The 20,789-nt window shown below is 37.8% G+C and carries 24 protein-coding genes; 14 read left to right on the plus strand and 10 right to left on the minus strand.

What is annotated here, in order from left to right; all coding sequences use genetic code 11:
- The first annotated feature begins 4 nt into the window (after positions 1-4).
- The 6 genes from ACA100_RS10525 to ACA100_RS10550 all read left to right on the plus strand — a co-directional run bounded on the left by ACA100_RS10525 (position 5) and on the right by ACA100_RS10550 (position 6,100).
- Positions 5-895 (plus strand): ATP-binding protein, encoded by an 891-nt coding sequence (locus tag ACA100_RS10525; protein WP_481077664.1) that lies wholly within the window; start codon positions 5-7, stop codon positions 893-895.
- Between the two features lie 3 nt (positions 896-898).
- Positions 899-1,918, plus strand: a complete 1,020-nt coding sequence (locus ACA100_RS10530; RefSeq protein ID WP_481077665.1) for an SIS domain-containing protein — start codon at positions 899-901, stop codon at positions 1,916-1,918.
- Between the two features lie 20 nt (positions 1,919-1,938).
- On the plus strand, positions 1,939-3,039 hold the full coding sequence (gene nagA / locus ACA100_RS10535) for an N-acetylglucosamine-6-phosphate deacetylase (RefSeq protein ID WP_481077666.1): 1,101 nt from the start codon (positions 1,939-1,941) through the stop codon (positions 3,037-3,039).
- 20 nt (positions 3,040-3,059) lie between these two features.
- Positions 3,060-3,977, plus strand: a complete 918-nt coding sequence (locus ACA100_RS10540; protein WP_481077667.1) for an AEC family transporter — start codon at positions 3,060-3,062, stop codon at positions 3,975-3,977.
- Positions 3,978-4,049: 72 nt separating this feature from the next.
- On the plus strand, positions 4,050-5,180 hold the full coding sequence (dprA, locus tag ACA100_RS10545; protein ID WP_481077668.1) for a DNA-processing protein DprA: 1,131 nt from the start codon (positions 4,050-4,052) through the stop codon (positions 5,178-5,180).
- Positions 5,180-6,100 (plus strand): metal ABC transporter solute-binding protein, Zn/Mn family, encoded by a 921-nt coding sequence (locus ACA100_RS10550; protein ID WP_481077669.1) that lies wholly within the window; start codon positions 5,180-5,182, stop codon positions 6,098-6,100. The genes dprA and ACA100_RS10550 overlap by 1 nt, the downstream gene beginning before the upstream one ends.
- On the opposite strand, the gene ACA100_RS10555 is transcribed toward ACA100_RS10550, so the two are convergent.
- The 7 genes from ACA100_RS10555 to artP form a co-directional block, all read right to left on the minus strand.
- Complete coding sequence (locus ACA100_RS10555) at positions 6,089-6,601, minus strand: methylated-DNA--[protein]-cysteine S-methyltransferase (RefSeq protein WP_481077670.1); 513 nt, start codon at positions 6,599-6,601, stop codon at positions 6,089-6,091. The two genes, ACA100_RS10550 and ACA100_RS10555, sit on opposite strands and share 12 nt — an antisense overlap.
- 93 nt (positions 6,602-6,694) lie before the next feature.
- Positions 6,695-7,399 (minus strand): DsbC family protein, encoded by a 705-nt coding sequence (locus ACA100_RS10560; protein WP_481077671.1) that lies wholly within the window; start codon positions 7,397-7,399, stop codon positions 6,695-6,697.
- A gap of 16 nt (positions 7,400-7,415) precedes the next feature.
- Positions 7,416-8,297 carry a site-specific tyrosine recombinase XerD gene (gene xerD / locus ACA100_RS10565; RefSeq protein WP_481077672.1) on the minus strand — a complete coding sequence of 294 codons (882 nt, stop codon included), beginning with the start codon at positions 8,295-8,297 and terminating at the stop codon, positions 7,416-7,418.
- Complete coding sequence (locus tag ACA100_RS10570) at positions 8,294-8,953, minus strand: ABC transporter permease subunit (RefSeq protein ID WP_481077673.1); 660 nt, start codon at positions 8,951-8,953, stop codon at positions 8,294-8,296. The genes xerD and ACA100_RS10570 overlap by 4 nt, the downstream gene beginning before the upstream one ends.
- 9 nt (positions 8,954-8,962) lie before the next feature.
- Entirely contained in the window at positions 8,963-9,646 is a 684-nt protein-coding gene (locus ACA100_RS10575; protein WP_481077674.1) for an ABC transporter permease subunit, read from the minus strand.
- 30 nt (positions 9,647-9,676) lie between these two features.
- A complete protein-coding gene (locus tag ACA100_RS10580; protein ID WP_481077675.1) occupies positions 9,677-10,414 on the minus strand; it encodes a lysine/arginine/ornithine ABC transporter substrate-binding protein in 738 nt (245 codons plus the stop codon).
- An 18-nt stretch (positions 10,415-10,432) separates the two neighbouring features.
- Positions 10,433-11,158: an arginine ABC transporter ATP-binding protein ArtP gene (artP, locus tag ACA100_RS10585; protein WP_481077676.1), complete on the minus strand. Its 726-nt coding sequence runs from the start codon at positions 11,156-11,158 to the stop codon at positions 10,433-10,435.
- 149 nt (positions 11,159-11,307) lie between these two features.
- Between artP and ACA100_RS10590 the strand changes: the two genes are divergently transcribed.
- Entirely contained in the window at positions 11,308-12,153 is an 846-nt protein-coding gene (locus tag ACA100_RS10590) for a hypothetical protein (protein ID WP_481077677.1), read from the plus strand.
- Positions 12,153-12,566: an Mth938-like domain-containing protein gene (locus ACA100_RS10595; protein WP_481077678.1), complete on the plus strand. Its 414-nt coding sequence runs from the start codon at positions 12,153-12,155 to the stop codon at positions 12,564-12,566. Before ACA100_RS10590 ends, ACA100_RS10595 begins: the two co-directional genes overlap by 1 nt.
- Before the next feature lie 71 nt (positions 12,567-12,637).
- Here ACA100_RS10595 and ACA100_RS10600 read toward each other — a convergent pair whose 3' ends face one another.
- Positions 12,638-13,690: a magnesium and cobalt transport protein CorA gene (locus ACA100_RS10600; protein WP_481077679.1), complete on the minus strand. Its 1,053-nt coding sequence runs from the start codon at positions 13,688-13,690 to the stop codon at positions 12,638-12,640.
- Positions 13,691-13,895: 205 nt separating this feature from the next.
- On the opposite strand from ACA100_RS10600, the gene ACA100_RS10605 reads away from it, so the two are divergent.
- The 4 genes from ACA100_RS10605 (at position 13,896) to ACA100_RS10620 (ending at position 17,267) form a co-directional block, all read left to right on the plus strand.
- Complete coding sequence (locus ACA100_RS10605; protein WP_481077680.1) at positions 13,896-14,138, plus strand: FeoA family protein; 243 nt, start codon at positions 13,896-13,898, stop codon at positions 14,136-14,138.
- A gap of 2 nt (positions 14,139-14,140) precedes the next feature.
- Entirely contained in the window at positions 14,141-16,489 is a 2,349-nt protein-coding gene (feoB, locus tag ACA100_RS10610) for a Fe(2+) transporter permease subunit FeoB (RefSeq protein ID WP_481077681.1), read from the plus strand.
- A complete protein-coding gene (locus ACA100_RS10615; RefSeq protein ID WP_481077682.1) occupies positions 16,486-16,749 on the plus strand; it encodes a FeoC-like transcriptional regulator in 264 nt (87 codons plus the stop codon). Before feoB ends, ACA100_RS10615 begins: the two co-directional genes overlap by 4 nt.
- Positions 16,750-16,820: 71 nt before the next feature.
- Positions 16,821-17,267, plus strand: a complete 447-nt coding sequence (locus ACA100_RS10620) for an OsmC family protein (RefSeq protein ID WP_481077683.1) — start codon at positions 16,821-16,823, stop codon at positions 17,265-17,267.
- A gap of 277 nt (positions 17,268-17,544) precedes the next feature.
- On the opposite strand, the gene ACA100_RS10625 is transcribed toward ACA100_RS10620, so the two are convergent.
- Complete coding sequence (locus ACA100_RS10625) at positions 17,545-18,363, minus strand: symmetrical bis(5'-nucleosyl)-tetraphosphatase (RefSeq protein WP_481077684.1); 819 nt, start codon at positions 18,361-18,363, stop codon at positions 17,545-17,547.
- A gap of 3 nt (positions 18,364-18,366) precedes the next feature.
- Entirely contained in the window at positions 18,367-19,497 is a 1,131-nt protein-coding gene (locus tag ACA100_RS10630) for a tetratricopeptide repeat protein (protein ID WP_481077685.1), read from the minus strand.
- 149 nt (positions 19,498-19,646) lie between these two features.
- Here ACA100_RS10630 and ACA100_RS10635 point away from each other — a divergent pair, with 149 nt between their 5' ends.
- Together ACA100_RS10635 and eda are read left to right on the plus strand one after the other, a co-directional pair.
- Positions 19,647-20,159, plus strand: a complete 513-nt coding sequence (locus ACA100_RS10635; protein ID WP_481077686.1) for a UPF0149 family protein — start codon at positions 19,647-19,649, stop codon at positions 20,157-20,159.
- Positions 20,156-20,788 (plus strand): bifunctional 4-hydroxy-2-oxoglutarate aldolase/2-dehydro-3-deoxy-phosphogluconate aldolase, encoded by a 633-nt coding sequence (eda, locus tag ACA100_RS10640; RefSeq protein ID WP_481077687.1) that lies wholly within the window; start codon positions 20,156-20,158, stop codon positions 20,786-20,788. The genes ACA100_RS10635 and eda overlap by 4 nt, the downstream gene beginning before the upstream one ends.
- Position 20,789 lies beyond the last annotated feature (1 nt).

Consider the following 20,789-nt stretch of genomic DNA (forward strand, 5'->3'; position numbering starts at 1 on the left):
CTTTATGAAAGACAATTCGGTATTGATTGAGCGACTTTTGTCGCTCATTGAGCGTATTGAACCGTTGATTCCTCAAACAGCAACATCTGTTGATTTTGAGGAATTTTCTGCATTTCGATGGATGCCAGATCAAAAATGGCGCCCCGCTCACTTGATTCCCATAGAGCAATTTGCACATGTACAATTCAGTGAATTGATTGGTGTGGATGAAAAAATCGCTACCCTCCGACAAAATACGGAGCAATTTTTACATCAATTACCCGCAAATAATGTTTTATTAACAGGATCTCGTGGTACTGGAAAATCCTCTTTAATCAAGGCAACACTCACAGCATTTGCTAAAGATGGCTTAAAAATGGTGGAAATTGATCGTGATGCACTCACGGATCTCCACCAACTCATTACTCTATTAAGTCATCAGCCCTATCAATTCATTATCTTCTGTGATGATCTATCATTCGAGTCTGATGATGCTTCTTATAAATCTTTAAAAGCATTATTAGATGGCTCACTCATGAATCCTCCTAACAATATCCTATTTTATGCCACATCTAATCGTCGTCATTTATTGCCTGAATACATGAGCGACAACCAAAGTGCTAAAATGGATAGTAATGGTGAAATTCATTTAGGTGAGGCCATTGAAGAAAAAATTTCATTATCCGAACGCTTTGGCATTTGGTTAACTTTTTATAGTTTTTCTCAGACAGAGTATCTCAGCGTGATTCAAAATTGGATCGCCATTTTAGATCACACAATAGAATTCACCCATGAAGTAGAGCAAGACGCTTTAAAATTTGCATTATTGCGTGGTTCACGCAGTGGTAGAATTGCGATACAATTTGCAAAAATCTGTGTTGGCGCCCATCAACTTAAACATTTGAACAAGGAATAAATTATGTCAACTTATATGGCAAAAGAAATCAAAGAGATCCCTGAGGTCATTGCCAAACAAGGAGAAAGCAATGCTCCTATGTTGATTAAACTCGCAGAGTTTTTACGTAAAACACCACCAACTGGCATCACACTATTGGGTCGTGGTAGTTCTAAAAATGCGTGTTATTACGCAAAATATATTTTTGAAACAGCATTGAACATTACTGTTTCTATGGCTTCACCTTCTATTGCGTCTGTTTATGATCGAACACTCAACTTTGAGAACCAATTATTATTTGTGTGCTCACAATCTGGCGCAAGCCCGGATTTGATCAAATATACTGAAAATGCCAAAGCTGGCGGTGCAACCATCATTGGTTTAATCAATGATGAATCATCACCTTTAGCAAAACTATCTGACTTCTTTTTTGGCTTAAAAGCTGGGAAAGAACACAGTGTTGCAGCAACCAAATCATATATTGCAACACTTTATGCATTTGCATCTATCTACGCAATGTTCTGTGGCAAAAATGATCTGGCCGACGAACTTTATCATCTACCAGAAACTATGGATCAAGTAGTCAATTCTACATGGGATGAATTTACCGATGCCATGTTAGAAACTGAGAATCTTTTCTGCTTAGGACGTAGCTACAATTACAGTACTGCTAGAGAAATTTCTTTAAAATTCAATGAAACTTGCCAAGTCTTCGCGAAAGATTATTCATCTTCCGAATTTTTTCATGGTCCTTTAGCTCTTGTGGAGCGTGGCGTCCCCATCCTTCATTTCCTGATGAACGATGAAAGCCACAAAGTTTCTCTAGAAACCAATGAACGACTCATCGACTTAGGTGCAAATGTTTACACCGTCGACAGCAAAGCATTTGATGATAAAACATTAATCGTACCAACATCATCCCCACTGATTCAGCCGCTCATTCAAACAACTGTAATGTATAGCATCATTGAACAAATCTCTGTTAAAAAGGGTTTGAACCCTGATGAACCACCATTCTTAAGCAAAATTACTAAGACTGTTTAAATTTAATCCTATCTCGCGCCATGAAATCAATCTATGCACCAAGCATTTATGATGGTGAAAAATATCATCATAATGCTTGGTTAAATATCCAAAATAATACCGTTCTCAATATCACTGACTCTGCACTATTTAGCGATCAATTTGTTTATGATCATGGCACGTTAATACCTGGCTTTATCGATCTACAAGTTAATGGTGGCGGTGGAATTTTATTGAATAATGATCCAACAATACAAGGATTAGAAACTATTATTCAAGCGCATAGATCGCTAGGTACACATGAGCTATTAGCAACTTTAATCACAAGTGATGATGATACAATCTACAAAGCATTAGAGGCGATAGAAACAGCCATAGACCATAATTTACAAGGTTTATTAGGCATTCATTTAGAAGGCCCAATGATCAATAGTCTAAAACGTGGCATTCACTTTGATCAAGACATCCATATTCTCAATGATGACTTATTAAAAACGATACAATCACGCAATTTAGGTAAAATTTTAATCACTTTAGCACCAGAAACTGTTGAACCACATATCATTACAGAGCTCAAAGATGCTGGCATTACAGTATTTGCTGGCCACAGTAATGCAACTGCCAAAGAAGCGCAACTAGGATTGAATTCAGGAATTTCTGGATTTACTCATATGTTCAATGCAATGCCACCAATGCTATCGAGAGAGCCATCTATTTTAGGTGTAGCACTTTCAGATAGAAATAGCTGGGGAACCATTATTCATGATGGCATTCATGTAGATCCCATCATGGTCAAAATTGCCATTGAAGCCAAACACATTGATAATATGATCCTTGTGACAGATGCGATGGCAACTTTAGGCAGCGACATTGATTCATTTAATTTTAATGGTCACACAATTTATAAAGAACATAATAAACTGGTGAATCATGAAGGCAAGCTTGCAGGCGCTCATATTGATCTCTTCACAAGCCTTAATAACACAATGGACCTTGGTTACTCTTTTGAGCAAGCATTAAAGCTCATCACAGAAAACCCCGCCAAAGCATTAAATCTACACCCAACATTAGGTTCACTAAAAAAAGGCGCAAAAGCCAATATAAATTGGTTAAATGGTGCTATTATTAAACCTGTTGTATAACTTTTTGGTAGCAAATTGTCATGAGCGGTTTAATATTCATATTTGTCTGTATTGTTGTCGGTAAAATTCTTTCAAGATTAACCAACCCACAAGAACTGATCCGCTCTTTGAACTTATTAGTGGTTCGCGTTGCTCTACCCGCTTTAATTCTAGATAAAATTCATACAATAGATTTAGCAGGTGATGCATTTTTCCCTATTGCAACACCATGGATTGGCTTTATTGTTGCTGTTGCTGCCATTTACTTCATCAAGCTATTCATCCCCATTTCTAAAATCACCACTGGCTGCTTAATCCTACTATGCGGCACAAGCAATACATCATTCGTAGGTTTTCCTTTGGTACACGCCTTGCTAGGTGATGAAGCCTTAAATACTGCAATCATCGTAGATCAATCTAATCTGATTGTTTTATTCACAATGGGCATTTTGGTTGCTAATTTATATTCAGGCAAAAACGTCGATGTAAAACAGATGCTCATTAGAATTTTAGTCTATCCCCCTGTGGTTGCCTTAATTCTAGGCATTGCACTTCGCCCATTTGCCTATCCTGAAGCTGTTCAATATACATTGTCCACGTTTGGCTCCTTGTTAACACCGCTCACAATGTTATCCATCGGTTGTAGCTTAACGCTCCCTCGCGATAAAAGCATGATTAAATTCATTTCACTCGGTTTAAGCATTAAGTTAATTTTAATGCCATTAGTGATCTCATTATTAGCAATGTTCGTTTTTACCAATTTATCCCCTGTAACTGCAGCGGTTTCCATCATGCAAGTGGGCATGGCACCAATGGTGATGGCAGTGATTATTGCTGCAGATAAAAATTTAAATCCAGAACTCGCCAACTTCTTAACCAGTATCGGCATTCCAATATCTTTTATCACAGCTGTTTTATGGAATATATTACTGCCATTTGCTCAAGCCACAGCACATTAATTAAATCATAACTTATTAATAACTTTGATATAATCTTCCAACGATTCATCTCTTTGAAATGGTTATACAAATATGTTGATTGATTGGCTCACGCTCTATTACACAAAAAATATTGGCTCTAAACGATTGATGCAACTAGTGGCACATTTTGATTCTGCCACCAATGCAGTGAATGCCTCCAATAGTGAATGGAGAAAAGCTGGCATGACAGATACTGTTATCGCATCCCGTGAAGATATTGCGGTCAAAAAAGCAGAAGCTGCACTCAATTGGATGGATAGTAACAAACAACATCATATCATTGTCGTAACAGATGATTTATATCCTGAATTGTTGCGTGTTTCAGATGATCCACCCGCGCTTTTATTCATAAAAGGCAACCCTTCTATTTTATCCAAACCTCAATTAGGCATTGTCGGCACACGACATCCCACCAAAGAAGGTGAACAAAATGCTTATCATTTTGCCAAAGAGCTGGGGGATTGTGGCTTTGTCATCACAAGTGGTCTTGCCATGGGCATTGATAAATTTGCGCATGAAGGTACATTAATGAGCCAATCACCGACTGTTGCCGTTTTGGGTACAGGATTGAATGAAATTTATCCTAAGAATCATATTACGCTCTCTGAAAAAATCATCGAACATGGCGGTTGTTTAGTGAGTGAATTTCCATTACATACGCCTGCAATTCCTAATAATTTCCCTAAAAGAAATCGCATCATTGCAGGATTATCTCTTGGTATTTTAGTGGTCGAAGCTGCAGATAAATCAGGTTCGCTCATTACAGCACGATTGGCCAATGAATCCAGCCGTGAAGTTTTTGCCATTCCAAGCTCCATCCATAATACACAATCTAAAGGTTGCCATAAACTGATCAGAGAAGGTGCTAAATTAGTAGAATCAACCCTCGATATTTTCTCCGAATTAAAGCACTGGCTACCTCAACAAAATCAAGAACCATCCACACATAATACTCCCGCATTACCGATGAAAAAAAACCATATTGCAGTGGCTGTTGATCCACCAGAAGATCCTTTGGAAAAGCAGATTTTTGAACAATTAACACAACCATTAACCATCGATGATATTGCAATGCAAACATCACTGGAAGCGCACATTGTCATGCAAGCCATTTCCATGATGGAGATAGAAGGTTATATTATTCGTCAAGATGGACAATATTTTATACAAAGGACTCACTAATGAAAAAACTTATTCTATCTCTTCTAGTTGCATCCAGCGTTGCCACCTCAGCATTGGCTGACTTAAATGTCGTCACTTCATTTTCAATTTTAGAAGACATTGCCTACAACATTGGCAAAGATAAAGTCACCATCACATCCATGGTTAAGCGCAACCAAGATCCTCATGGTTATGAACCGACATTCTCAGATATACAAAGCCTATACAAAGCAGACTTATTAATCATTAATGGTTTGAATTTTGAAAGCTGGTTGAATCGCGTTACCCAACAAGCTAATTTTAATGGTGAAATCATCACAGTAAGCAATGGCGTGCCTGTTATTCATTTAGATGACCATGGCGACGAAGAACATGATCATCACGGACATGACCACGGCGATATTGATCCACATATTTGGCAAAATCCTTTGAATGGTATCATTATGGCTGAAAATATCGCCCAAGCCTTCATTGCCAAGGATCCTGAGAACCAAGCATTCTATGCTAAAAATTTAGAGGATTACACTGCACAATTACGCGCATTAGATCAAAATATCATGCAACAGATCACAAACAACCCAAGCCAACCATTAAAAGGCATTGTATTGCATGATAGCTTTAGATATTTCTCTGAACGCTACCCGATGCAATTTTTCCCTATTTTGGATGCTCATAGCGTCAGTGAACCTTCCGTTAAAACATTTGCAGGCATTCAAAATACGATCAACACCAATCAAATCCCTGTGATTTTTGCAGAATCTATGGAGCAAAATCGTTTCATTACAACTATTGTGAATGATTACAATATCGTCAATGGCGGGCAACTCATTTCTGATACAATTTTAGATTTTGGCAAAATGTGCGACTCTTACATTGGCATTTTAGAATGCAATGTCAATACGATTAATCAAGCATTTGAAACTGTTAGATCAGATCAATAGAGCCTGCTCACTTTCTAAATTTAGCAGATACTGCTTGCGGTGCAAGCCGCCAGCGTATCCTGTTAATGAGCCATCACTGCCAATCACTCGATGACATGGCACTATAATACTAATTTTATTACGGCCATTGGCGCTAGAAACAGCTCTGATGGCTTTTTCATTACCTAATTGAATGGATTCTTCTTTGTAACTAATGGTTCTACCATAAGGAATTGTCAGCAATACATTCCATACAGATTGTTGAAATGGTGTGCCAAGCATTAAAAGTGGTATGGTAAATTTTTGACGCGTTTTATTGAAATACTCTGCGAGTTCTTGTTGAGTTTGTACCAATACAGCTGTTGCTTCTTCTTTAGGCTTAAGTTTGGTTTGTGTCGCGAGCAGTTCTAAAATTTCCAGTAAATCATCATCCACGAATTCAACAGCACATAGTTTATCAAAAGCCTCACATGCAACCACCTGCCCGATCGGTGTTTCAATCAATGTGTAAAATAAATTCATGGCATCTGCCTCGTTATCAAAGGTCAATAAAATAAAAGCATAGGTAAATTGAATCACCTATGCTTTTATAATACGCTCACAAAATTAAAGCAATTAATTGCTATTAATTAACTTGATCAACTCTTCCGCAGGCACATAACCACCGATCATTTGACCATTTTCTAAAATGATATTTGGCGTACCTGTAATGCCAAATGAAATACCCAATTGATATTGAGCCTCTACTGGACTTGCGCCTTCGCATTTGATTTTCTCATCCACTTTACGCTTGTTCATTGCTAAATCTGCTGCGGCTTTCGTGTCTTTCGCACACCAAACACTTTCCATACGCTCTTTTGTTGCAATCGCTGGGAATGCCAAATAACGCACTTCAATACCTTCTTCTAAATACTTAGGAATGTCGTTATGCAATTTTTGACAATATGGGCAGTTCACATCTGTGAATACAGTGATCATATGTTTTTTCTTGCCTTCTGGGGAATAGATGATCATATCCTTAGGATCCATCTTATCCAAAGCCATTGAACGAATCTTATTCTGACGATTCTCAGTTAAGTTCACACGCTCTACGAGATCTGTGATTTGGCCTTCAAATAAATAACGACCATCCTCAGATAAATATAATGGTAAATTTACACCTTCAATATATAACTCATTAATGCCTTTCACACCACTTGGCGATACTTTCTCAACTTTCATGCCACCCAAAATGGATTCAATATGAGACAAATCTGTTTTCGCCATTGAGATGGTTGTCGTTGCCATCATTAAACCTAATGCAACTGCCATTTTTTTCATACTTACCTCTTTTCGATCATCCTCGTGGATGATGTTCATGATGGATTGATTTCAAGCGCTCTTTTGCAATATGAGTATATATTTGCGTGGTGGATAAGCTTGAATGCCCTAATAATAATTGTACAACACGCAAATCTGCACCGTGATTAACAAGATGCGTCGCGAAAGCATGCCGCAACGTGTGTGGAGATATTGTAGACGAAATGCCAACTCTTTGGGCTGTTTTTTTGATCACATACCAAAATGCTTGTCGTGTCATTTTATCGCCACGATTGGATAAAAATAGCCATTCTGAACTTGTTCCTTTTGACAGTTCACCGCGAGCGTGATCTAAATATTTCTCTAGCCATTCAATACCCACTTCACCGATTGGCACTAATCGCTCTTTATTACCTTTTCCCACTAAACGAACAACACCCGCTTGCAGATTAATTTGCGACATTGTCAAAGAAATCAACTCGGTCACGCGTAATCCACATGAATATAATAGCTCCATCATGGCTCGATCACGCAAACCAAGCGCAGTACCAACATCATGACTATTTAATAATGCCTCCACATCCTCTTCACTCAATGATTCAGGCAAAGTTGCTGAAAATTTAGGCACGATTAATTTGCGTGCAGGATTATCTTCCCGCAATTCTGAGATGATTAAAAAATCGTAAAAATGTTTAAATGTTGAAACAAAACGCGCAATGCTTCGTGGACTGATGTTTTCAGAGAGTTTCAGCTGGATATATTCTTGTAATATTTCTGTATCAGCTTGCTCTAGCTGAGTATCTTGCTCAACTAGATAGACTTCTAATTTTTGTAGATCTGATAAATAAGATTGCAACGTCAGTGGCTGCAATCCTTCTTGATAATAGAGCGCTTCTTCAAATTGATCTAATAAACTCATACTGCTTCAAAAGCCATGAGCTTACGCTCCACAACCTTAGAACCTAAAATCAAAAGACCATTAATCACTAAATAGATCGCACCTGCAATCGCGTAATATGTTAAATAATCATACGTTACGCCTGTGATCTCCATCGTTCTACCCATAATATCCATAATGGTTATTGTAGAAACTAATGCAGAACCTTTAGACAATAAAACCACTTCATTGGAATAACTCGGTAATGCTCTTCTCAGAGCTAGAGAAAACATCATTTTAACCACTTGAAAGCGCTTTAAACCCAATGCCGCAGAAGCTTGCCATAATCCTGGCGCAATATTTAAAATTGCCCCGTGAAATAATTGAACGGTATAAGCAGCCGAATTTAATGCCAATGCAAATACAGCACAAAACCAAGCATGATCAAACCAAGTACCACGCAAGAATTCAAATTGCTTTGGCGCGTAATATACCAAGAAAATTTGAATGAATAATGGCGTGCCTGTTAAAAATATCACTAATGCTTTAATTAAATACGCCAATGGATTTTTTTTCTCTTTATAAATTAATCCTACAACTAAGACCAAAGCCAAAACAAAACCAATGATTAATGATGCGAATGTTACACCTAAACTGACTGGGATTCCGCCCATGATGAATAAAACATCTTCTTTCATGTTATCCCCTTATGCTCTTTCGTGACGCGTTAAAAAGAGCTGGAACCCTTTTTGAATCTGTTGGCTTAATAAACTGATGGACAAATAGATCAATGAAGCAATGATCAACCAAGTGAAGAAATCACCTGTTGCATTCGCCGCAGTTTGCCCTGCTGACATTAAATCTGACACACCAATGGTATAAACCAAAGCTGTATCTTTCAATAAAACTAACCACTGATTGCCCAAACCTGGCAATGCATGGCGCCACATTTGTGGCATGATGATAGAAAAAAATGCTTTCACTTTAGAAACACCTAAAGCATCACATGATTCCCATTGAGATTTTGGTACAGCCTGTAATGCGCCGCGTAAAGTTTGCGATGCATAGGATGCAAAAATTAATGACAATGCACCAGCACCCAAAGCAAAGACTGAAATATCTGGCACATCATCCATCATTAGCATTAAAGCGTAAGGAACACCAAATGCAATAAATATAATCACTAACAATTCAGGCAATGCTCGAATGATGTTCACAAGAATGGCAACAGGATAACGGATAAACTTCCATCGGCTCAGCTCTAATAAAGCTAAGATAATTGCTAAAACCAAACCAATCCCTAAGGATAATAATGAAAGCTCTAAGGTAGTCACTGCACCTTTTAATAAGCTTGTAAAAAAACCACTGTGTGAAAACAACGAATCGAGCATGAATTTGCCTAACTAAAAATTAAAAAAGAACTACTTGAACCATTTTTCATAAATTGTTTGATAACGGCCATCTTCTTTAATTTTTTTCAATGCACCATTAATTTCTGCCAACAACTCTGTATTTTTTGGCAATACCGCGATGGCCAAACCATTACCGAAGTATTCTGGGTCATTCACTTGCTCACCCACAACTTCTAACTTGTCATTGCGCTTAATAAATTCAGCCACGACAACTTCATCACCAAATACAACATTCACACGACCAATTTCTAAATCGCTCATTGCGTTTGGATATTGTGGATAGTTTTTAATGTTTGCATCTGCAAATTTGCTCTTAATGTATTGCTGATGTGTTGAACCATTCAAAACACCGATATCTTTAGTTTTGAAATCATCTACAGATTTAAATTCACCCGCCATTGCAACGAATACAGAAGGATTCAAATAGTAAGGATCAGAGAATGCCACATGTTTTTTACGTGCTTCTGTAATATCCATGGATGAGATAATTGCATCAAAACGCTTTAAACGTAAGTTTGGAATTAAAGAATCAAAGCTTTGCGCCACATAGACACATTTCTTTTGTAATTCAGCGCAGATTGCATTCGCAATATCAATGTCAAAGCCCGTCACTTCACCCGCTTCTGTTTTGAATTCAAACGGAGGATATTCTGGATTTGTACCAAAACGAATCGTATCTTCTTTCGCAAATGCCATACCGCCGACACACAAGCTCGCTAGCGTTAGGAAAACTTTTAGCTTTTTCATATCTCTTTCCTTTGTATTTTAATGGGATAAATAGTCTTTAAATTGAGGTGTTACAGGGTTTTCAAAATGATCACGGCTCCCTACTTCTACCGTTTGACCATTTTCTAAATACACAATATCCGTTGCTATTTTTTTAGCAAAATCAACATCATGAGTCACAACAACTTGTGTGATGCCTGTCGTTGATAGCTCGTTAATGATTTCTGCAACTTGTGAAGTAATTTCTGGATCTAAAGCAGCTGTTGGCTCATCGAACAACAAAACTTCTGGTGACATCATCAATGCACGCGCAATCGCAACACGCTGCTGCTGTCCGCCTGATAGTTTCAAAGGAAAACGATCACCTAAACCTGACAATTTCAAGCGATCTAACATTTTATCCGCTTGTGCAATGGCTTCAGCTTTATTCATTTTATTTAATTGCGTTGGCGCGTAGATCAAGTTTTCCATCACAGTTTTATGCGGCCACAAATGATATTGCTGAAACACCATGCCAACTTTTTGGCGCAATGATCGAATATCCACATCCGCAATTTTTTGCGTAAAATCGAAATCAAATCCTGCGATGGATAAACCACCCACTTTAGGCATTTCTAATAAATTCATAATGCGCACTAAAGAACTTTTACCCGCACCACTTGGTCCCAAAAGTACAAGAACGCTGCCCTTTTTTGCCATTAAATTAATATTTTTTAATACAATATGATTACCATAACCATATTCGATATTCTTTAATTCAATCATTGCTCGCCTAAAGTGTCTATCATCAAAATGTCACAAATTCTGTAATTATAGCACCCTAATCGCTTTCCTTAAATGCAATACATGGATAAATTTATATTGAATTCGCTATAATGCTTTTCCCACTATTTCCATTCAACGAATAAAAGACCATGCAATCGTATAATTTTTTAGAGCAAAACAATCAACGCATCGCGCTAATGGGCATGAGCGGTGTTGGCAAAACTACACTATCCAACTTATTACCCAAAGATGAATGGTTCCATTATTCGATTGATTACCGAATTGGCACACGATACTTGCATGAAGAAATTACAGATCTATTAAAAATTGAAGCGATGAAAAGCCCAGCGCTGGCTAAATTATTGAGAAACGATTCAGTTTTTATTTCACCGAATGTTACGTTCGATAATTTAAGTGCGATCTCCATGTTCATTGGCATGGTGGGCGCATTAGATAAAGGTGGATTGCCTTTAGATGAATTTTTAGCACGTTTACAAGCTCATCGCACAGCAGAAATCAGAGCAATGGAAGATACAAAAGCTTTTATTAATCGTGCGACAAATATTTATGGTTATCCTAACTTTATCTGTGATTTCAGTGGCAGTGTATGTGAACTCGATGCACCTGAAGTGATTCAAGATGTTGCTGATGAATGCTTATTAGTTTACTTGAAAGCAACAGATAACATGATGTCCACCTTGATTGATCGTGCACAAAAATATCCAAAGCCGCTCTATTATCAAGCAGATTTCTTACACAGTGCGATTAAAAATTATTGCGAAGCGCAAAGCTTATCTTCTTGGGCTGAAATCAATCCCGATCATTTTGCTGTTTGGGTATTCCCACATTTAGTGGCGCATCGCATTGTTCGTTATGATGCTATTGCAGAAAAACATGGCATCACATTGTCAGCAGAAGATACATTGAACATTACAAGTGCTGAAGAGTTTTTAAACCTCATTCACACAACATTGCAGAAAAAAGAAGGAAAATAATGTCACAGAATGATGAATCACAACACATTGGCACATCCAACCTTCGTAAAGAAGATGAAGGTTTTTTAGCGGTTAAAAAATATGATGTGAATAAATTCACACTCATTGATGGCGAAACTTATGAAGGCGCAATCGCCCTTTATAAAGGCAAAGTTTATACAGACATTATGCCCGCGAGCTTTGATGAGATCACAGAAACACATTTCCGCAAATGGTTATCTTTAAAGCCTGAAATGATTTTAATTGGCACAGGTTCTTCCCATTTCTTCTTAAAACCTGAGCAAGTTGCATACTTTTATGCAAAAGGCGTTGGCATTGAAACCATGCGCACAGATTCAGCTTGTAGAACCTATAGCGTAATTGCTGGCGAAATGCGTAATGGCTTAGCGATTCTGTTTCCAATTACTGAATAAAACCAATTAAATTAAAAGCCCGATATAAAAAATCTCGCCTTTTGGCGAGATTTTTTGTTTGTAGCTTAATATTACAACCAGCCTTTTCGTTTAAAGAGCAAATATGGTGCGATGCCCGATAAAAACATCCCTGCAATGGACAGCGGATATGAATATGAAAAATTCAATTCTGGCATCACTGTGAAGTTCATACCATAAATACTCGCAATCAATGTTGGTGGTAAAAATACTACAGAAGCGATGGAGAAGATTTTAATGATTCTGCTTTGCTCCAATGAGATTTGGCCCATTGCTGCTTCTAATAAGAAGTTGATCTTATCAAAGAGGAAAGATGTATGACCTGTCAACGATTCTAAATCTCGAAGGATTTCTCGCACATCTTCATTTTGTGCATCATTCAATAAACGACCGCGTACTAAGAATGATAATGAACGGCGTGTATCCATTAATGATAAACGTGCTTTACCGTTGATATCTTCTTCACGCGCGATGCACACCAAAATATCATCCATTTTCGCTTTGGTTTCTTGTTCTTCTTCATCTTTTAAATCTTTCTTAGATTCCTTCTTCTGCTTCTTCGCATCCGAATTAGAAGAACCTTCACTGCCTTGTTTTGTGTAATCTAAAACATCACGACTAACATTTTCCAAACGTGAATAAATGCCCTCGAGTGCATCTGCAACATGCTCGACTGCCGTTTCATGCAATCCCACCAAAATATCCATCGCGTTGACTAAGTTATCCATATCATTCACGTTAGGATGTCGTGCACGTAAACGATATAAACGGAATGAACTCAAATCTTCATCGCGAATTGTAAATAAACAGCCTGCAAAAATTGAAAAGGCAACGGTGACATTTGTTGCACTCTCTTCAAAGTCATTCAAAAAGAAACTATGAATATGAATACCATCATCATCTTCATAGAATCGTGCAGATGCTTCGATGTCTTTAATTTCAGCCTTTTCAGGCAATTCAAATTTGTAATGATTTTCTACTAACAAACGCTCTTCTTCTGTGGGATCAACCAAGTCGATCCAGATCATCTCTTTTATGATGTCCTTTTGCTCTTCGATTTTAATTTGTTGTAAACGCCCATTTTGAAGGATAAATCCTGTGATCACGCTTTCTCCTTTATTGACGCTGCTGCCAAGAATAAATTTAATTGCTAATTATAACCTGCTACTTTTAAATTGTGTCATCTATATTCGACAGCACAATTATAGGTCATAGAAATTTTTTTTGACATAAATCACAAATAATCATTTGCTATTAATAATCATTATCAACAGTGATATTATATGTCAATCATAATTATTTGGAAATTCAATGATGGCAACTAAGACTTTAGATCAATTGGCCATAAACCAAACTGCACTGATTACCAAGCTCAATACAGACAATGCTCAATATCGTAATAAGCTACTTGCAATGGGCATCACACCAGGATGTAAAGTTAACATCGTGCGCACAGCACCATTGGGTGATCCAATTCAAATCACCATTCGCGGCTTTCAATTATGCTTAAGAAAAACTGAAGCCGAAACCATTCAAGTGGAATTAGAGGATTGATCATGCAAAATAAAACCATTGCGCTATTAGGCAATCCAAATTGTGGTAAAACCACATTATTCAATGCATTAACTGGTGGCAATCAAAAGGTTGCGAACTGGCCTGGCGTTACTGTTGATAAAAAAACAGGTAAATTTACCGTCGAAAATAAAGAAATTACAGCAGTTGATCTACCTGGCACCTATTCATTTGAAAATAGCTTCACCAATACGTCTCAAGATGAGCTCATTGTTCGCCATTATCTCCTCGAAAATGATGATAGCATCATCGTTAATGTCATTGACTCATCCAATCTACAACGCTGCCTATATCTCACATTTCAATTATTAGATCTCAAACGCCCAATGATCATTGTACTCAACATGATGGACGTTGCAAAATTAGAAGGCTTTGAAATCTATCACGCTTTATTACAAGAAACTTTGCACTGCCCTGTTGTTGCCATCAGTGCTAGTAAAAACGAAGGCATTCAAGAACTCAAAAAAGTCATTGCAGCCTATAATCCAAAGCTATATTTAGATCACCAACCACATAAAACTTTAGATCCTAAAGTCACAAACATCATTGAAACACAATTAGCCACATTATCTGACAATAGTGTATTAAACCAAATGAATAGCTGGCTATTGTTAGAAGCCATCAAAGGTGATTACACAAGCGACCAATTCACGCCCGCAGATACAACTGTACTCAATGAATCACGCAAATCCATCGCAGCATTCGCAGATGGTGAATTAGATATTGCATTAGCAAGTTCCCGCTATGAGGCAATCGACCAACTCGCTAAAGAAGTGATTAAAACCGTCGGCATTGCAAGCTCACAACTCACTTATAAAATTGATCGCTGGGCTTTGGGCAGAATCACAGGTATTCCCATCTTTCTACTGGTCATGTTTTTAATGTTTGCCATCGCCATCAATATTGGCTCTGCTTTTATTGACTTCTTTGACATCCTATTCGGTACAATCTTTGTGGATGGTTTCGCTCATTTATTGGGAAACATCAATGCGCCAGAATGGCTCATTACCTTCCTTGCCAACGGTATCGGTGAAGGGATTAAAACGGTCGCAACATTCATCCCTGTTTTAGCCATGATGTTTTTATGTCTATCCGTCTTAGAAGATTCAGGCTATATGGCGCGTGCAGCAATGGTGGTTGATCGTGGAATGCGCGCCATAGGGTTACCAGGCAAAGCTTTTGTACCAATGCTAGTGGGATTTGGCTGCAACATCCCTGCCATCATGGGCACTCGTACATTAGAAAATCACCGTGATCGCCTCATGTCCATTATGATGATTCCATTCATGTCATGTGGTGCTCGCTTGCCTGTCTATGCTTTATTTGCTGCGATATTTTTCCCTGAAAATGTCGGTTTAATTGTTTACTTACTCTATTTATTGGGCATTGTTGTTGCAATTTTGACGGGCTTTGCGTTGAAATTCTCCATTTTAAAAGGGCCAAACACACCATTCATTATGGAATTACCCGCTTATCACTTACCGACATTAAAAGGCACTTTAATCTCCACATGGGAACGCTTAAAAAGCTTCATTTACAAGGCTGGGCAAGCCATTGTATTAGTGGTTGCGATTCTCGGCGTGCTGAACAATATCGGTACAGATGGCAGCATTGGCAATGCAGATACAGAAAAATCTGTTCTCTCCAGCGTTGGTAAAGCCATCACACCTGCATTTGAACCAATGGGCATCACAGAAGAAAACTGGCCTGCCACCGTTGGTGTATTTACAGGTATTTTTGCAAAAGAATCTGTCATCGGTACATTGAACGCGCTTTACTCAGAAGGCGGACAGAGTGAGGATTTTGATTTTTGGGCAAAAGTACAAGAAGCATTCGCCACAATCCCTGAAAATCTTTCAGGCATTCCTGACTTATTATTGGATCCCTTACAAATCAGCGGACAAACCGCAGATGGAGACATTACAGCAATCCAAGAAGCCAATGAAGTGGATGATGTGACAGTAACAAAAATCCATGATTACTTTCAATCAGATGCCGCTGTAATCTCATACCTTATCTTTATTTTGCTTTATACACCTTGCGTTGCAGCTTTAGGTTCTGTTTATCGTGAAGCAGGTACAAAATGGACGATTTTAGTGGCAAGCTGGACATTCATCATTGGTTGGATTTTAGCCACTGCTTATTACCAAGCCCATTTATTATCATTAGGTTCAAGCACTGCAATTATTTGGTTGATTGGATTATCAGTCGCGCTATTTGCACTATTCATGCTATTGCGTTGGATGGGCAAAGTGGATATTTTTTCACAAAGCCAAAGCATCATTGCACAAAGTCATATCAAAGAACCTTCTAAAAAGAGTTGCTGCCAATGATCTTAATCGAGATTAGAGACTATATCATTCAGCACAAAGAAGTGACATTGCCACAATTGGCAATGCACTTTCAAATGCCAGAATCCGCCATAGAAAATATGGTGGAAATGTGGGTACACAAGAAAACCGTGGAGAAACTCACATTAACCTGCGGATCTTTAAGCGATTCTTCAGGTTGCCAAGGCTGTTCTGGCGGCTGCGCGACTCAAGTTATTCAAGAGTTCAATCGCAACAGGCAGATTCTCTATAGACCAATCTAATCTTATATCCTATGATCATATCTCGCTCCCACAGAGCGAGATTTATATTTTGAATATCATTGGGGGAGAAAATGTCACAAGCATCTGCAAAAGTATATCGCGCAAAATCTGTCATTACAGATAAATTCCAAGTGGAAGTAACCGCTCGCAATCACACCATTCATTTTGATGAACCTGCACCCATTAGTAACGATGCTGGCATGACGCCGCTAGAAGGCTTATTAGGTGCAATTGGCGCATGTAAATCCATCGTAGCAAAAATGACAGCTAAAAAAATGGGCATTGATTATCGCGCCTTAGAAATCATCGTAGAAGGTGATTTTGATTCACGTGGTTATCAAGGTGATCCTGATTTTGATATTGGTTTTAGCGACATTCGGACGATTTATCAGATTGATTCCGATGCTTCTGAAGAGAAACTTAAACAACTCATGAACTATGTGGATGCTCATTGCCCTGCTGCTGCCACAATTAAAGACAGCGTCCCGATGAACTCAACTTTAAAGCGTTTGTCATGAATTTCTTATCCAAAAACAAAGATATTATTGTAGTAATCACTTTATCTATTTGGATTAATTTCTTCCCGTCAACTGACCCATCTAGAAAAGAAGGACAGAGATCTTTCCTATATGCAATGAGTAATACAAATTCTCATTTATATCCACATGCACGATATATCATTCCTCTCTTGGGTTTAATAGCTATTTTTGTTAACAGATCTAGACGTAAAAATGATGAGTAAATATTAACTAAAAAGCAGATCACAACGATCTGCTGTTTATTGACTGAGCACTTTTATTCTTCTTTCTTACGCTTCTTTTGTACGATCATTTGCGGATTAGTATCTAAGCGCAATGCTGTCAGCTTCTCTCCCCAAGCACAACCAGTATCAATACAGATAATATTATTTTCATTGTGCAATCCTAACGAAGCCCAATGACCAAAAACCACTTGAGTTTTCTCAAAATGATTAGGGAAACGAAACCAAGGTATTAAATCTTTTACTTCATCGACAGGCGCTTTTGCATCGAAGTCCAATCGCCCATCATCATGTAAATATCTCATACGAGTGAAAACATTCACGATTGTGCGAATGCGATCAATGCCTTCTAAATCATCTTGCCAAATATTGGGAAAATTACCAAACATTCTTGGTAAAAACTCTGCAAACAATTCATCATCCTGCAAAACAGCTTCGGCTTCTTTTGCTAGATTTAATGCTTGGTCAATGCTCCATTTTGGATAAAGCCCTGCATGGCAAATCGCCACATTCAACTCGGGAATATGACGCATCAATGGCTGTGCGCGAATGAACTTAACATATTCATCCAAATATTGACTTTTAATGATCTCATCATAAGTATCAAAGCGTTTTAATCGAATCAAACCTGCTTGATACACCAAAAATGCTAGATCATGATTGCCCAACACAGGAAAAATAGAATCTGTATGCTCCATCAAATAAGAGAGTACTTTCTCTGATTTTGGCCCACGATTGATTAAATCACCCACAAGATAAAGCTGGTCTTTACCATGATCAAATTCAATTTTTTCTAATAATTTTTTAAACTCACGATAACAACCATGTAAATCGCCAATCGCATAAACAGCCATAATCTATTTCGTCTTCCTATTGTTTAAGTATTCATGTAAGCGCTGAATGCTATTGTACTGCGCAAGAATCGCCCAAGCATAACTGGAAGCTAATTCTTCCATACCGCTCTGCCCAAGCGCCCCAACATACTCTTTTAAACTTAATCCATCTGTTTGAGCAACCACCGTTTGTGCTTGTTCGTAATACTCTAAAGCTTTTTCAAAATTATCTTGTGTGACATAAAAATAGATCAGATCAAACAGCGCGGATAATGAAAAATAATGCAGTTGATCCTCTGATTTTGTCAGGCTTTGATTCACATTTTTAAGGGCACTGAGATAAACGGATTCTGCTTCATCTGCTTTGCCTGTTTGCAATAAAACCCAACCGAGCATAGATTCTGTACGTGCTAAATTATAGTAATCGATGGTTTTACTCGCCAAATGCTGCTCATGCTTTTGATCCAAAATGCGTTTTGCTTTATCAAACTCATTGAAATCAATATAAAAAAGTGCTAAATTTTCCATCGCTAGGATTGTGCGAATATCACCAAATCCTAAATATTTAAGATCACTATTCAGCGCATAATTATAATAATATTCCGCTTGGCTCAATAATCCACGTGTTTCATAAGTCCAAGCTAAAACCCGCAAGGTTGCACTGTAATCTGATGTATAAGGATATTTCTTGCGAATGGCAATGGCACTTTCTAGCAAGCTTGTCACAGTTTGAATGTCTTTATTTTGAATATCATAAGTCCAAACCAATGATTCCAAAACATCCGCATAAACTAACTCATTTTTGGGATCATTTTCTGTCAGCATTTTGGCTTCTGTCAAAATGGCCCTTGCTGCCATTTTATCTTTCTCAAGATTAGCAACTTTTAATAAAAGCTCTAAATAATCTTTATTCGTCCGAACACCAATATATTCACTGATGGCACGATCATAATATTCTCTTGCCTTGGCTATATCATTTTGCTCAATGAACCAATCACCAATTAAAACTGTATTTTTTAAGCGTAACTCAGGGGATTGCGATAATTCAATAATGCCATTCAATGCAATGCTCTCATCCTCAGAGATCGCAATAGAGCCTAATGTTCCCATTGTGAGAATGCTCCAAAAGCCTATTGATTTCAAATGCTCTTTCATGAAAAACGCCTAAAATGTTGTACTAATGATACAGAATTTTCTATTTTACAACAAAATATAGTATCAAAAAATATAAAATCGTGATGGATTAAAGATTTTATTCTTGGGATAATCAAAAATTGTTTTTAGTTCAGTGTAAGGAAGCCATAATGAGCGATGAAATTTTGTATAACGAATATGAAGATGTATTGATGGGCGTAAATCCCTCAGAAGCTCAAGGAATGCTGATTTCTTACATTTGTTCAGCGCCCAATGAAGCAATTTTATTATGGATCAAAGAACTTTCTCGCCTCACCAATGACGGCATTAAAGAAGGTGATCTTTTAGTAACAATGTATAAAGAGACTGTACAATCTTTGAACGATCTCAACTTCACATTTTCACCATTGTTACCAGATGGCGATGTTTATCAAAAAATCAATGCATTACAACATTGTGCAGAAGGCTTGATTTACGGCATTGGCATCAACCATATTAAATTGGAAGGCGATGCTTATGAATTTATGAATGATTTAATCGAATTCTCGCACACAACATTTGAAGATGAAGAGCTGGATGATGAAGAAACAGAACAAGATTTTGAAGAGATATTAGAGTTCGTTCGCATGGGCATTTTGTTGCTTTACCATGAAACATTACAAGCGCAAGGTCACAATGAATGAACACATGGCTAACAACGCTTAAAACGACAAAGCTGATCCCTTTAATCTCTGTGAATGATGTGCATCAGGCAAGACAAATGATGCAATTATTAGCTGAAGCCAATATCCTTGTTGCTGAAATTGGCTTTAATCAGCCTAATTCTAGCGAGATATTAACCACATTAAAGAAAGAGTTTCCAGAAGCGTTATTGCTTGCAGGTGGCATTATCCAAAAGGATCGTGCTGCCATAGCAATTGATTCTGGCGCGGACATTCTCATAACGCCCAGCATCAATCCTGACATTCTAACTTTTGCTAAAGAGAAATCATGCCCGATCATTCCTGGCGTCAATACACCGTTATCACTGGAAATGGCGCTAGCAAATGATATCTCTTTAGTGAAGTTTTTCCCTGCTGAAGCATCTGGTGGTGTTAAGTTGATTAAAGCCCTCAATAGTGTTTATCCTGATATTACCTATATTCCTATGGGCGGTATCGATGATTCCAACATTGATAGTTATTTTGCACATAAAAATGTCATTGCTTGCGGTATTGGCTTTATCACCGAAACCAAACAGATACAAAAAGGGAATTGGCGCTTATTGAAAACTCGCATCAAAACCATTCAATCCATTCTAAAGTATACATAAT

The organism is Wohlfahrtiimonas sp. XWW7 (assembly GCF_056716055.1).

Coding starts and splice junctions, on each gene's coding strand:
- ACA100_RS10575 (WP_481077674.1), bottom strand. CDS start 9,646: ATGCTCGATTCGTTGTTTTCACACAGTGGTTTTTTTACAAGCTTATTA.
- feoB (WP_481077681.1), top strand. CDS start 14,141: ATGCAAAATAAAACCATTGCGCTATTAGGCAATCCAAATTGTGGTAAA.
- ACA100_RS10620 (WP_481077683.1), top strand. CDS start 16,821: ATGTCACAAGCATCTGCAAAAGTATATCGCGCAAAATCTGTCATTACA.
- ACA100_RS10555 (WP_481077670.1), bottom strand. CDS start 6,601: ATGAATTTATTTTACACATTGATTGAAACACCGATCGGGCAGGTGGTT.
- eda (WP_481077687.1), top strand. CDS start 20,156: ATGAACACATGGCTAACAACGCTTAAAACGACAAAGCTGATCCCTTTA.
- ACA100_RS10590 (WP_481077677.1), top strand. CDS start 11,308: ATGCAATCGTATAATTTTTTAGAGCAAAACAATCAACGCATCGCGCTA.
- xerD (WP_481077672.1), bottom strand. CDS start 8,297: ATGAGTTTATTAGATCAATTTGAAGAAGCGCTCTATTATCAAGAAGGA.
- ACA100_RS10525 (WP_481077664.1), top strand. CDS start 5: ATGAAAGACAATTCGGTATTGATTGAGCGACTTTTGTCGCTCATTGAG.
- ACA100_RS10635 (WP_481077686.1), top strand. CDS start 19,647: ATGAGCGATGAAATTTTGTATAACGAATATGAAGATGTATTGATGGGC.
- ACA100_RS10550 (WP_481077669.1), top strand. CDS start 5,180: ATGAAAAAACTTATTCTATCTCTTCTAGTTGCATCCAGCGTTGCCACC.
- artP (WP_481077676.1), bottom strand. CDS start 11,158: ATGATTGAATTAAAGAATATCGAATATGGTTATGGTAATCATATTGTA.
- ACA100_RS10580 (WP_481077675.1), bottom strand. CDS start 10,414: ATGAAAAAGCTAAAAGTTTTCCTAACGCTAGCGAGCTTGTGTGTCGGC.
- ACA100_RS10595 (WP_481077678.1), top strand. CDS start 12,153: ATGTCACAGAATGATGAATCACAACACATTGGCACATCCAACCTTCGT.
- dprA (WP_481077668.1), top strand. CDS start 4,050: ATGTTGATTGATTGGCTCACGCTCTATTACACAAAAAATATTGGCTCT.
- ACA100_RS10540 (WP_481077667.1), top strand. CDS start 3,060: ATGAGCGGTTTAATATTCATATTTGTCTGTATTGTTGTCGGTAAAATT.
- ACA100_RS10570 (WP_481077673.1), bottom strand. CDS start 8,953: ATGAAAGAAGATGTTTTATTCATCATGGGCGGAATCCCAGTCAGTTTA.
- nagA (WP_481077666.1), top strand. CDS start 1,939: ATGAAATCAATCTATGCACCAAGCATTTATGATGGTGAAAAATATCAT.
- ACA100_RS10605 (WP_481077680.1), top strand. CDS start 13,896: ATGATGGCAACTAAGACTTTAGATCAATTGGCCATAAACCAAACTGCA.
- ACA100_RS10625 (WP_481077684.1), bottom strand. CDS start 18,363: ATGGCTGTTTATGCGATTGGCGATTTACATGGTTGTTATCGTGAGTTT.
- ACA100_RS10630 (WP_481077685.1), bottom strand. CDS start 19,497: ATGAAAGAGCATTTGAAATCAATAGGCTTTTGGAGCATTCTCACAATG.
- ACA100_RS10530 (WP_481077665.1), top strand. CDS start 899: ATGTCAACTTATATGGCAAAAGAAATCAAAGAGATCCCTGAGGTCATT.
- ACA100_RS10560 (WP_481077671.1), bottom strand. CDS start 7,399: ATGAAAAAAATGGCAGTTGCATTAGGTTTAATGATGGCAACGACAACC.
- ACA100_RS10615 (WP_481077682.1), top strand. CDS start 16,486: ATGATCTTAATCGAGATTAGAGACTATATCATTCAGCACAAAGAAGTG.